General features: G+C 67.3%; 11 protein-coding genes. 6 read left to right on the top strand and 5 right to left on the bottom strand.

Annotated features, from left to right (window positions below; all coding sequences use genetic code 11):
- Nucleotides 1-69: 69 nt before the first annotated feature.
- The 4 genes from LQD00_RS04980 to LQD00_RS04995 form a co-directional block, all read right to left on the bottom strand.
- Nucleotides 70-534, bottom strand: a complete 465-nt coding sequence (locus LQD00_RS04980; protein WP_232715937.1) for a flavodoxin-like domain-containing protein — start codon at nucleotides 532-534, stop codon at nucleotides 70-72.
- A 94-nt stretch (nucleotides 535-628) separates the two neighbouring features.
- A complete protein-coding gene (locus tag LQD00_RS04985; RefSeq protein WP_232715938.1) occupies nucleotides 629-2,098 on the bottom strand; it encodes an APC family permease in 1,470 nt (489 codons plus the stop codon).
- A gap of 289 nt (nucleotides 2,099-2,387) precedes the next feature.
- Nucleotides 2,388-3,038 carry a TetR/AcrR family transcriptional regulator gene (locus LQD00_RS04990; RefSeq protein WP_232715939.1) on the bottom strand — a complete coding sequence of 217 codons (651 nt, stop codon included), beginning with the start codon at nucleotides 3,036-3,038 and terminating at the stop codon, nucleotides 2,388-2,390.
- Between the two features lie 176 nt (nucleotides 3,039-3,214).
- Nucleotides 3,215-4,279 carry an enoyl-CoA hydratase/isomerase family protein gene (locus LQD00_RS04995; RefSeq protein WP_232715940.1) on the bottom strand — a complete coding sequence of 355 codons (1,065 nt, stop codon included), beginning with the start codon at nucleotides 4,277-4,279 and terminating at the stop codon, nucleotides 3,215-3,217.
- 47 nt (nucleotides 4,280-4,326) lie between these two features.
- On the opposite strand from LQD00_RS04995, the gene LQD00_RS05000 reads away from it, so the two are divergent.
- Nucleotides 4,327-5,511 (top strand): CoA transferase, encoded by a 1,185-nt coding sequence (locus tag LQD00_RS05000; RefSeq protein ID WP_232715941.1) that lies wholly within the window; start codon nucleotides 4,327-4,329, stop codon nucleotides 5,509-5,511.
- The gene (locus tag LQD00_RS05005; protein ID WP_232715942.1) at nucleotides 5,508-6,908 is read left to right on the top strand and encodes an amidohydrolase family protein; all 1,401 of its coding nucleotides are present in this window, start codon (nucleotides 5,508-5,510) and stop codon (nucleotides 6,906-6,908) included. The genes LQD00_RS05000 and LQD00_RS05005 overlap by 4 nt, the downstream gene beginning before the upstream one ends.
- A 9-nt stretch (nucleotides 6,909-6,917) precedes the next feature.
- Here the strand turns inward: LQD00_RS05005 and LQD00_RS05010 are convergent, their stop codons facing one another.
- Nucleotides 6,918-7,610, bottom strand: coding sequence for an SDR family NAD(P)-dependent oxidoreductase (locus LQD00_RS05010; RefSeq protein ID WP_232715943.1), 693 nt, complete (start codon nucleotides 7,608-7,610; stop codon nucleotides 6,918-6,920).
- Between the two features lie 62 nt (nucleotides 7,611-7,672).
- On the opposite strand from LQD00_RS05010, the gene LQD00_RS05015 reads away from it, so the two are divergent.
- The 4 genes from LQD00_RS05015 to LQD00_RS05030 all read left to right on the top strand — a co-directional run bounded on the left by LQD00_RS05015 (nucleotide 7,673) and on the right by LQD00_RS05030 (nucleotide 12,260).
- The gene (locus tag LQD00_RS05015; RefSeq protein WP_232715944.1) at nucleotides 7,673-8,539 is read left to right on the top strand and encodes an alpha/beta fold hydrolase; all 867 of its coding nucleotides are present in this window, start codon (nucleotides 7,673-7,675) and stop codon (nucleotides 8,537-8,539) included.
- Between the two features lie 11 nt (nucleotides 8,540-8,550).
- Complete coding sequence (locus LQD00_RS05020) at nucleotides 8,551-9,825, top strand: MFS transporter (protein ID WP_232715945.1); 1,275 nt, start codon at nucleotides 8,551-8,553, stop codon at nucleotides 9,823-9,825.
- Nucleotides 9,826-10,116: 291 nt separating this feature from the next.
- A complete protein-coding gene (locus tag LQD00_RS05025) occupies nucleotides 10,117-11,595 on the top strand; it encodes an LVIVD repeat-containing protein (protein ID WP_232716081.1) in 1,479 nt (492 codons plus the stop codon).
- A complete protein-coding gene (locus LQD00_RS05030) occupies nucleotides 11,592-12,260 on the top strand; it encodes a DUF305 domain-containing protein (RefSeq protein WP_232715946.1) in 669 nt (222 codons plus the stop codon). Before LQD00_RS05025 ends, LQD00_RS05030 begins: the two co-directional genes overlap by 4 nt.
- Nucleotides 12,261-12,262: the final 2 nt, after the last annotated feature.

The raw sequence follows: 12,262 nt of genomic DNA on the forward strand, positions 1-12,262 counted from the left end.
CATGCTTGACGCGACTGGAGTCGCGTTTGTCGGGCAGTTCTCTGCGTAACTGGTGTGAAGAGGGTCGGCTCAGACTGCGGCGGAGACGGATTCGACGAGAACCCGTCGTACCCACTCGGCAGCGATTTCAGAGGGATCCTCCCCGGACGCCGCGTCGTGCCGCCCGGTCTCTCCGATCTGCCGGGCTCCGAGGCCGGCGAACATCGATGAGAGGACATCCACAGCGTTGTTGTAAGTCTCGTAGGTGCTGTCGCCGAGACCGAAAGCGAAGAACTCCAGCCCGGTCAGATCGGGACGGGCCTCGGACAGCTCCGCGTGCATCGGTTCAGCGGTCGCCGGCAGGCCACCTTCGCCGTATGTCGAGGTGATGAGCAGAACCCTCGAGGCGTTCGACTCCCCCAGTCCCATGACGTCGAACTCGTCCATCGCCGTCACGGTCGCGTCGAATCCGTTGTCTCCCAGCACTACTGCGACGTCATCGGCCACCATCTCGGCGTTTCCGGATTCGGTCCCATACAAAATCGTCACGTTCATGTCATTGTCCTTCGGTAGAGGTTCGGCGGTTCCTGCCTGCCGCCGGGCCAACGCTGTTCGACCCGGCGACAGGCTTGTTATGAGAGGCGTCGGATCAGAACTCCTGGCGCCCGATCCGCTGGTAGACGTCGGGCTTGCGTGCGCGCAGCACTCGCGCGTAGACGAAACCGGCGATCGGAACCCCGAAGGTCACCGCGAGGAAGAAGGTGGTCACCGCGCCGGTGTCACCCAGGAGGTCCGAATAGTTGGTGACCGCGAGCAGAGCAACTCCGCCCAGGCCGATCGACGCGACAACTGGGGCCACGACCGTCTTCCATTTCGACAGTCGGGTCTGCGAACGCTTCTTCCAGAAGTAGGCCACCACAGCCACACTCGCCGCGAACATCACGAGGATGATCGCCAGGTTCCCGGCGCCGGCAGCCTTGGCGTAGAGACTGTCCGGGCTGGTCCCGACAGCAGCGAAGACGACGAGGAGGACGGTCCACACGGCGCCGACGACGGAGGCGGCGACGAACGGCGAGCGATGCCGGGGATGGACCTGTCCGAGGGGGGCAGGCAGGACACCGTCGGTGCCGAGTGAGAACAGGTAGCGCGCCGAAGCGTTCTGGATCGAGAGCATCGCGGCGAGGATGGACGAGATGAGGAGGACCGTGATGACGTCGGAGACCACGCGGCCGGTGAGGGTGACCATCGCGGAGGTGAACAACCCCGCGGTGTCCGCTTCCGCGGCGCCCTGCGCCTTGTCAGCGCCGAAGAAGGCGAGGAAGGCCCAAGCGGCTACGGCATAGAAGATCCCGATGCCGGCCACCGCGATGAACATCGCCCGAGGAATGGTCTTCTCGGGGTCTTTGGCCTCTTCGCGGTAGATGACAGTCGCCTCGAAGCCGAGGAAGTTGCCCAACACGAACAGGATTGCGAGACCCAAGGCGTTGTCGGAGAGCGCCGGAAGGGTGACGCCCGCTCCGCCGCCGTCGGCAGGGCCGCCGTTGACGAAGGCCGCGACGTCGAAGACGACGACCGCGATGACCTCGAGGACCATCACCACTGTCAGGACCTTCGCCGACAGGTCGATCCGCCGGTATGCGAGCGCCGTGGTGAGCGCGATGATGCCCAAGCCGTACACGTACCAGGGCACTTCCGGGAAGCCGAGGGGCTCGAGGAAGCCCTTGACGGTGATCGCGAACATCGCCGGGGCGAAGAAGCCGATGGCCATGTACCCGGCGGTCGCAAGCCATGCCCCGCCCAGGCCTGCCGACCGGCCGAGCCCCGCGGTGATGAACGCGTAGAACCCGCCCGGGTTGGGCACGGTCCGGCTCATGGCGACGAAGCCGACCGAGAAGACGAGCAGCAGCGCGGTCACCGAGAGGTAGATCGCCGGGGCGCTGGAACCGCTGAAGAGCAGCAGGACCGGGATGAAGCCGGCGACCGTGGTCAGTGGCGCCGAGAACGCGAGCACGCTCATCACGAGTTCGCCGACGCCCATGTCGCCGCGGAGGCGCTGGTGCGGTGTGCTGGGTGCCGCGACGGCGGAGCCCGGCGGCACCTTGATCTGTTCGATGGTCATGTCGATGGTCCTTGGTCTTGTGTGAGTCGGTCTGGTGCGTCGTCGGGTGCGCTTTCCCGAGGCGGCCGGTCGCGACGTCGTCGGCGGGATCGGCCCTGAGTCAAACGCGACCCGAGTCGCGACTTGAGTATGCGTTTCCGTTTGTGACCAGTACGTAAATCGCAGTGACGGAGGCGTAACAGCTTTCCGAGGAGCAAGTTTTCGCCCTCCGGACATGCCCGATCCCCGAAAGATACTTGGGTACAGCGATTCTCAAGAACCCGTACGACACGCGGGCGAAGTATGAAATCTACTGGTGCGCAGCCAGATAGCTGGTGACGAGAATCCGCATCTCGTCGATGACCGCCTCTGAACCGTCGGGGTCGTCACGAAAAGCGACCTGCGACAGTCGCTCCAGGACCTCGACTGCGACCTCGCACTGCGTGAGAGTGAGGTTTTCGAAGTGGTTGTCGTAGCGGGTCAGTTCGGAGTGGAGCATCGCCGCCATCTCCTCGATCCAGATGCGGTCGCGCAACCGGGTGTTCGCGGTGAAACGTTGCCCGACCCAAAGCGCACGAACCAGAGGTACGCGGAACCATCCGCAATACTGATCGACGAGGGCGTCGACGAACTCCGTCCAGGTGGCGAAACCCGGATCGGCGAACAGCTTGGCCTGTTCCTCTCGTGAGTCGAGCATGCACTGGAGCGCTAGTTCGTCGAGCACACTCTCGGGCGTCTCGAAGAAGGCGTAGAAGGATCCGCGGCTGATTCCCGACTTCTCCAACAGAAGCGTCGGCGAGCCCACGAGAACGTCGGCCCCGTGCTCGAGAACGAGTCCCGCGGCGACGTCGAGGACGTTTCGGATCGCTGCCTTGGACCGCTCCTGCAACGGCCTCTTACGGAGACCCCCGGGTAGCCGGGTCGGAGGAATGGCGTCCCATGTCCGTTCAGAACCTGTCATGGACCCTCCTCCCATCTTCCGTTCTGGGTTCAGACGCGACCGTAGTCGTGTTCGAACCCTAGCCATCGCTGTGTGACGAGACGGTTAACTCGCATGACAGTCCTGTAATCGAAGGGTCACGGCAGCAAGAGTGTTCCGCGGAACAGTCCGAAGCAACGTCATCCCCGACCGTGCCCTCAGGAACCGATCGCGTCGACCAACCCCCACTCGAGGGCCCGCGCGGCGTCGATCTCGGCGCCGGTGACGAACAGGTGCAGGGCGCGCCAACGGCCGATGCGCCGGGGGACGCTGACGGTGCCGCCGGCTCCGGGGATGAGACCCATCGACACCTCGGGCAGGCGTATCCGGGTGTCCGGGGCAGCGACGACGCGGCCCGCGAAGGCCGGGATCTCGATGCCCGCGCCAACACAGTGACCGTGCAGGCGAACCTCGACGCGGTCGGCCAGTACGGACACGAGTCGCCCCGCTCCCCCGCGGGTGCGGATCAGGTGGGCGGTCGACGCATCGGGCATGTGCCCGAACTCGTCGAGATCCCCACCGGCGCAGAACGAACTGCCTGCCCCGTCGACGATGACGTGATCGATCGAGTCGTCGAGCACTGCGAGGCGCAATGCCTCGACGAGCGCGTCGCGGAGGGCGGTGCCGTAGGCGTTACGACGGTCCGGGCGGTTGAGGGTGATCCGCAGAGTGTTGCCCTGACGGTCGAGAAGCACGGGGTCGACGGCGGGAGGCGGAAGCGGTCGTCCTTTCGCCCGGCGCTCCTTCAGCCACCGACCGAACTCGTCGCCGCCCTGAAGGGTCGAGTAGCCCAGGGATTCGACGTCGATGGCCACAACGGGGGCGAGCGGTTCGGTCGCGCGGACGACCTGCGCGGCGACGAGGGCCGCCTGCGGGCAACGTGAGACGGAGTCGGTGAATGCCGAGATCGCCGCCTCGACGTCGTCGGTGGCGACCACCGCACGATGCTTCGCTCCGGTCGGGGCATAGGTGAGGTCGAGTGCTTCCAGCAGCGGGTGCTGCGCGTCATCGACCGGGCGCGTCGATCTCCCCAGCAGGATGACATCCGTCGCCGCGGCACGGTCGGCGGCTCGGGCCAGGTCCTCGGCCGGCACGTCGGTTGCTGTGTCGAGATCCACCAGCACGACCGGCGACGCGATGGCGGCGCCATCACCGAGCAGGTCCCCGCCTCCGACGACCGGGGCGGCGGCCAGGTCGGCGATCGAGATACGACGGGTCTGCATGGCGGTGAACCTCCTGAGCTTTACGTGCGGACGGTAGCATTTCGCGCGTGTCCAACCCTGCGTCCCATGATCCGGTGCGCGACTGGGCCGCAAGCGGCATCCCGCATCTCACCGGCCGATCCGACGGCCCGCCACTCATCCCGCCGGGTCGGGCCGCGACCGTCGCCCGTGAACTCGGCGACTGGATTCGGGTGGCGAGCAACGGCACGGTCGACATCGACGGCGCTGCACTGCTCGCCGAGCGGGCGGCGATGACCGGACACACCCGTCACGGCGACCTCACGCCGGGCGGATCGGGGCGCCTCCTCCCGGCCTCCGACGGCTGGGTGACGGTGAGTTGCGCACGCCCCGACGACCCGTTGCTGCTGGGTGCGCTGATCGAACATGAGGTCGTCGAAGACGATCTCTGGCCACAGGTCACCGACTGGTTGGCCCGGCACACGAGAGCAGAGTTCGACGAACGCGCCGCGCTCCTGGGCGTCGCCGGCGGGGGTGTCGCTCGCGGCGCGGAGATCGCCGCGGCCGCACGTGACGCGGTGCAACCGAGCGGTATTCCCCGTTCGGTGGAGGGGTTGCTCGTCGTCGATTTCAGCGCACTGTGGGCTGGACCGTTGTGCGCACAGTTGCTGGGCCTGGCCGGGGCGCGGGTGGTGAAAGTCGAGACGCCGCAACGTCCAGACGGGGCACGACGAGGGAATGCCGACTTCTACCGGTTGCTCCATGACGGGCACGAATCGGTGGTCCTCGACCCTGCACTACGGGCCGAGCGAGTCATGCTGCAACGGCTCGTCGCCGACGCCGATATCGTGATCGAGGCATCCCGACCCCGAGCATTGCGTGGGTTCGGTTTGCACGCCGAGGATTTCGTCGCCCACGGCACCACCTGGTTGTCCATCACCGCTGCCGGTCGCGACTCCGACCGGATCGGCTTCGGCGACGACATCGCCGCATCGGCCGGGCTGGTCACCTCCGACGACGCAGGTCCGATGTTCGTGGGCGACGCGATCGCCGACCCCCTGGCCGGTCTCACCGCGGCCGCCCTCGCGATGTGCGATCCCGGTCCCGGGAAACTGTGGGACCTCTCGATGCGTGCGACGGTTGCCGCGACGCTCGGCGGACCACCTCCGCCGCAAACGCGTCGCGACGGTGATCGATGGGTCGTCGACACCACCACCGGCACGGTGCCACTCGATCCACCCCGGGCACGCAGTAGTGGTGGGGAAACCCGATGAGCGGCATCGTTTTCCGCAGGGTGTCCCTCCCCGAGGGCATCCGCGACGTCGCCGTCGACGGCGGCATGGTCACCGCGGTCGGCGTCCATCTCGAGAGCACCGGATCCGATGTCATCGACGGCGACGGCGGTGCACTCATCCCGGGTCTCCACGACCATCACATCCACCTCCACGCACTGGCGGCGGCCTCCAGGTCGGTGCAGTGCGGTCCGCCTGAGGTGACGAACGCCGACGATCTGGCGTCCGCTCTGGCCCGCGCATCCGCCATCTCCGGGTGGGTCCGCGGCGTGGGTTATGTGGAAACGGTGGCCGGACTGCTGGATCGCGCCACGCTCGACCGGCTCCATGCGCGCAGGCCGGTACGCATCCAGCATCGCAGCGGGGCCGTGTGGTTCCTCAACACCGCAGCTGCCGAAGCCGTCGGACTGCGGACCGCCGATCATCCCGGGGTGGAACGAGACCCTTCCGGAGCACCGACCGGGCGCGTCTGGCGCGCCGACGACTGGCTCCGTGAGCGGATGGGCCACTCCCGGCCACCGGAGCTGTCGAGCGTCGGGTCCGAACTGGCCCGCTTCGGCATCACCGGGGTCACCGATGCGACGCCGGACCTGCCGACCGCGTCCCTCGGCGCACTCGTCGAAGCGCACACGAACGGGTCGGTGCCACAACGACTTCACCTCCTGGGCGTCCCTCTCGACGCGACACCCGACCTCCCGTCGGCAGTGACCGTCGGTCCCTTCAAGATCGTGCTCGCCGACTCCGATCTCCCCGACTTCCCCACGTTGTGCGAGCAGATCCGGACCGCACACTCGTGGGGGCGCGGCGTCGCCGCACACTGCGTCACCCGGGAAGCACCGCTCCTCGTGCTCGCCGCCTTCGACGAGGTCGGCCGGCATCGGGACGATCGGATCGAACACGGCGCGATCATCGCCGCAGACACCGTTACGGAGCTGGCCGGCAGAAAGATCCCCGTCGTCACCCAACCCGGCTTCGTCACCGCGCGTGGCGATGACTACCTCGATCGTCTCGACGCCGGCGACGTCGCCGATCTCTACCGGTGTGCAACCCTCCTCGAACGGGGTGCACCGCTGGCGATGTCGAGCGACGCCCCGTATGGCCCCATCGACCCGTGGACGGTGATCGCCGCCGCCGCAACCCGTCTCGCACCGGACGGCCGCATAGTCGGCGGCAACGAAAGGGTCAGCCGCCGAACAGCATTGGATCGCTATCTGGCACCGCTGAACGATCCGGGCGCATCGCCACGAACGATCCGCACCGGCGATCCGGCCGACCTCGTCCTGCTCGACGCCCCGATCGAGGATGCGTTACAGATCGGCGCGGAAGCCGTGCGCCACACCCTCATCCGTGGACACATCGTCTACCGCCGCGAGGGATAGACGGAATCGTCAGCCGACGCCCGGCACCGGGACCTGCGCGCCGGTCACCGCTGCGGAGGCGTCGGACACCAGGAAGGCGACGGTCTCGGCGATCGTCTCCGGCGACACCCAACCCTTACGCGATGAGTTCGGCTGGCTCTCACGGTTACCCAGGGTGTCGATGACCGACGGCAGGATCGCGTTGGCCCGGATGGCGTCGTCCTTGTACTCGGCGGCGAGGGCGCTGATGAACGCCCACACCGCCGCCTTGGACGTGATGTACCCGGCGGCACCGGAGAACGGCGCGAACGCGGCCTTCGCCGACACCCCGACGATCGATCCGCCACCGGCCTCGATCAGCTTCGGGATCGCTGCCGCGGACAGCAGATACAGCGGTCGCAGGTTGAGGCGGAGGAGCCGCTCGAACTCGTCGATCGGAGTCGCGTCCACCCGCTCCCCCATCGCGAACCCACCGACCAGATTGACCACTGCCTTCACCGGCGCCGATGATTCGCCGGCCGCAGCGGCGACGACCTCGGCCACCGACGACTCGTCGAACAGGTCTGCCTGCAGAGTGACCAGGCGATCGGATTCGGGTAGCCGCGACAGTTCGGCCTCGACGACCCACGGCACCACCACGCGCCAACCGTCGTCGAGCAGTTTCCTCGTGACCGCGGAACCCAAGCCGCCCGTACCGCCCGACACGATCACCGTCTGCACCATCGTCTGATCCGTCCTGTCCGATTGCCCGTTTCGTCTCACCCTATGCGTGAAAGGCTGGGCCGATGAGTACGAACGTCACCGCCGACGCTCCGGAGTGGTTTCGCACAGCAGTCGCCTCGGAACCCGAACACTCGTCGATCACCGTCCACGGCGCACGGATCGCCTATCGCTGCTGGGGCGAACCCGGCGCCCCCGGCCTGATCCTCGTCCACGGTGGCGCGGCCCATTCCGGCTGGTGGGATCACATTGCCCCGCGGTACGCGCAGGACAGACGCGTCGTCGCCCTCGACCTGTCCGGACACGGCGACAGCGATTGGCGGGACACCTACCGCCTGGGCACCTGGGCCGACGAGGTCACCGCGGTCGCGGCGGCTGCGGAGGCGACCACCGAAGCAGTCCTGGTGGGACACAGCCTCGGCGGGCTCGTCGGCATCCGGACGTCGATCGCCCACCCCGACCTCGCCGAGCAACTCGTGCTCGTCGACTCCCGCATCCTCGACGCCGCGATGCTCGACGAGATCCAGCGCAATCAGCCCGAAGAGGGTATTCCACGAGGCAGCAAGCACTACCCGTCACTCGAGGCAGCCCTCGAACGGTTCCGTCTCGTGCCCGACCACGCGAGCCTCGATTTCGCCCGGGAGTACGTCGCGCGACAGTCCGTCGTCCGCGACGACGACGGCTGGCGGTGGAAGTTCGATCGCGGCTTCGCCGATGAGCTGACCGATCTGCCATCACGCCCGCCGAACGACTGCCGACTCAGCGTGATCCACGGCGAACACGGGGTCGTGACCCCGGCGATGATCGACACGGTCACCACAGGTCTCGACGAACCAGCGCGCGTCGTCGAACTCGTCGGCGCCGGTCATCACATCCCGCTCGAGCAGCCCCTCGAACTGATGGATGTCATCGACGACGTTTTGCGGGCCTAACATGGACGTCGATGACCGACGACCGCGCCTCCGAGATCAGCGGCGTCGACGTCGGCGCGGACTCATCAGACTCCGCTGACTCGCGCGACAGCGTCTTCGCCTCGCTGCACATCGCCAACTACCGGCTCTTCTTCGCGGGGATGACCGTGTCGATGACCGGCTCGTGGATGCAGGCCACCGCGCAGGCCTGGCTGGTCCTGACCCTGAGCGGGTCGGCATCGATCCTCGGCCTGATCGTCGCGCTGCAGGCGCTGCCCGTGCTCCTCATCGGCCCCTACGCCGGAGTCATCGCCGACCGCGTCGACCGTCGGCGGCTGCTGACGATCCTGCAGGCGATGATGGGCCTGCTGGCCGCTGTCCTCGCCGCGCTCACTCTCGCCGGGGTGGTGGCGGTGTGGCATGTGGCTGTCCTCGCGGTGCTACTCGGTCTCGGACACGCCTTCGAGCAACCCGCGCGGCAGGCGTTCATCCACCAGATCGTCGGGAAATCGCTGATCCGCAATGCCGTCACCCTGAATTCGGTGATGGTCAACGCCGCCCGCGCGGTCGGCCCGGCCGTCGCCGGCGTCATCCTCACCCTCGTCGGAGCCGGCTGGTGTTTCGCGATCAACGCGGTCAGCTTCGTCGCGGTGGTCGCCTCGCTGATCGCGCTCGACAGCGCGAAGATCACCCGGGAGACCCCGGTCCCCCGCGCCAAAGGGCAACTGCGTGAGGGCATCCGCTACGTTCGCGGCGTCCCGTCGCTGTGGATCCCCCTCGCCACGATGGCGTTGGTCGGCACCTTGGCGTACAACTTCCCGGTCACCCTCACAGCCGCCGCCGATTTCGTCTTCGACGGCGGCCCCCAGGCGCTCGGTTTCATGACCTCGGCCATGGGAGTCGGTGCGGTGGTCGGCGGGCTCGTCGTCGCCGCGCGCGGCACCATCGGACTGCGGCCCCTCACGCTGGCCGCATTCGGCTTCGGCGTCACCATCGCGGCAGCAGCGCTCGCCCCGAACCTGATCACCGCCATTTGCGCGCTGTTCCTCGTGGGTTGGCTCAGCGTCACGTTCATGTCGACCGGCAACGCCACCCTGCAACTCAACTCCGAACCCCAGATGCGGGGTCGGGTCATGGCCCTGTGGTCGGTGGCGTTCATGGGGTCGACGCCGATCGGCGGTCCGCTGATCGGCGCGGTCATCGAGGCCACCAATCCACGCGTGGGTCTGGGCGTCGGTGCCGCCGCATGTCTGGCCGCGGCGGTGCTCGCGTTCGTCGCCGCGAAACGCCTGCGGCCGGCCGGCTGAGCTGACCGACTGCGTGCGGGGTGGGGTTCCGACGCTGGGGTCCTCACACCGCATCGCTCCCCGGGAATGTTCTCGGCGGTCCCGGAGTCGTTCGGACGGTCCGCCCGTCTGAACCCGGGCGCCCCACGTGCAACTTCGACAAATCAACCCCGGCGTCTCAGCCCGGCCGCTAGCGTGGCTCACGTCACGATCGGAGGGGCGATGACGCCAGATCGATTCGATGTGTCCACCGCACGACGGCGATTGCACGCGATCACCTGTCTGGCCGCGGGGGCACTCCTCGCGTCGACGATGCTGGTGTCCGCTCCGGCGAGCGCCGCGAACCACTGGTTCCCCGACATCTCCGACACTTCTGTTCCCAAGGCCGAGTGCGGTCCGGGCTCCAAGCCGGAACCGGGGCTACAGGGCGACGTCAGCGCCGAGGACCGACAGTCGGGCCGAAGCAAACAGGGTTACAACTGCAACCTGACCAAGCTCGGCAACGTCACCGGCGCGGGCGGCGGCATCGTGTCGGCATCCTTCGAGCACTGCAGCTACACCGGAAGCCTGTTCCCCGGCAACAACTTCCTGCCCCAGCCGGGCGTCCAGGTCATCGATGCCTCGAATCCCCGGAAGCCGAAGGTCGTCGGGTCGCTGACCGACACCGCGATGCGCGGCGGCACGTGGGAGACCCTGAAGGTCAACAAGAAACGCAAGCTCCTCGCCGCGACCGGTGTGCCACTCCTCTGGGGTGCAGGCTTTTTCGCGGTCTACGACATCTCGGATTGCACCAGCCCCAAGCTGCTCAACGCCAGTGGTGGTGGCATCGCCTACCCCATTCCGTTCACGTCGCACGAGGGCGGCTGGTCACCGGACGGCCGAACCTACTGGGCGTCAGGTGTCGCGCCCGGCCATCTGAGCGCGATCGACGTTGCCGACCCGCGGAACCCGCGGGTGATCTGGCAGGGACTGCACAGCTTCCTCGGGCACGGTTTCGGCATCACCCCCGACGGCAACCGGATGTACCTGTCGAACATGGCGGGCGTCACCGTCCTCGACATCAGCGCAGTGCAGCGTCGTGCGCCGTATCCGCAGGTCCCGCACGTGGCTGCATACCTGTGGCCGGACGGCCAGCTCAACCAGCATTCGATCCCGATCACCTATCGCGGCACGCCCCACATCATCACGGCCGACGAAGGCGGCTCGGGCGGCGTGAAGATCTTCGACGTCGCCCGGGTGAACAAACCGCGTTACGCCGCACAGCTCAAACTCGAGATCAACCTGCCCGAACACCTGGACACCCAGTTCCGTTCGTCCATGGGCGGTTCGTTGTTCGGCAGCAACCCGCACTACTGCGCAGTCGACCGCCCGAACGATCCGACGGCGCTGGCGTGCGCATGGGAGTCGTCCGGTATCCGCGTGTTCGACATCCGGGACTTCTCCGCCATCAAGGAGATCGCCTACTACAACCCGCCGGCACAGAAGGGTGCCACGGCGATGACCCGGCCCAACTCGCCGCATGTGCTCGGGTCGATCATCGGCGCGCCGGGGATCGAATTCCTGAGCCTCGGAATGTCTCTCGCGAACGGGAAAGCCAAACTGAACGAGATGATCGGTCCGCGCATGGGCATGGTCGTCGGCGGTGACATGGCCACCGACTGGTGCTTCTCCCCGCCGGAATTCCACGGCAACAAGATCCTGACGACCTGTGCCGACGGCGGCTTCTACGCCCTCGAGTTGAGCAACCGGGTCTACACCCCACCGCCGGATCAGGATTCCTTCCTCGGATGACCAGCAGGCAGCGGCCTGCGTGGCTGCAGATCGTCGGACCGGCGTCACTGGCCGTCCTGCTCGTGGCGATCGGCGTCGTCGTCGGTTCGGTGTGGTCGCCCGGCTCGGGGGACGATGTGAAGACGATGAGCGCCGCCGACATCGGCTTCGCACAGGACATGTCGACTCATCACGATCAGGCGCTCCTGATGGCCCGCACGATTCTCGCCGCACCCGACGTGGACCCGACGATCCGCGGACTGGCCGATCAGCTCGTCGTCGCCCAGTCCACGGAGAGCGCGACCATGCGCGGTTGGCTGCAGTTCTTCGAGCTGCCACTGACCTCGGATGAGCCGATGTCGTGGGTGGCCCACGGTGATTCGCACGCACACGGTGATCTCTCAGCGGACATGCCTGACGCCCCACTCATGCCGGGTATGGCGAGCACCGACGAACTCGGCCGGCTCGCCACACTCAGCGGCGATGAGGCCGAGAAACTGTTCCTGCAGTTGATGATCCGACACCATCGCGGCGGGTTGGAGATGGCGCAAGCGGCGTACAACGACGACCGTTCCGGCCCGGCGACCAAGCAACTCGCCCTGAGCATGCTCAGCGATCAGGGCAACGAGATCGGCCAGATGTCGATGCTCCTGAAAGAGCGCGGCGCCGAACCCCTGCCCACCTGAAC

The organism is Gordonia metallireducens (genome assembly GCF_021245825.1).
GTDB lineage: Bacteria > Actinomycetota > Actinomycetes > Mycobacteriales > Mycobacteriaceae > Gordonia > Gordonia namibiensis.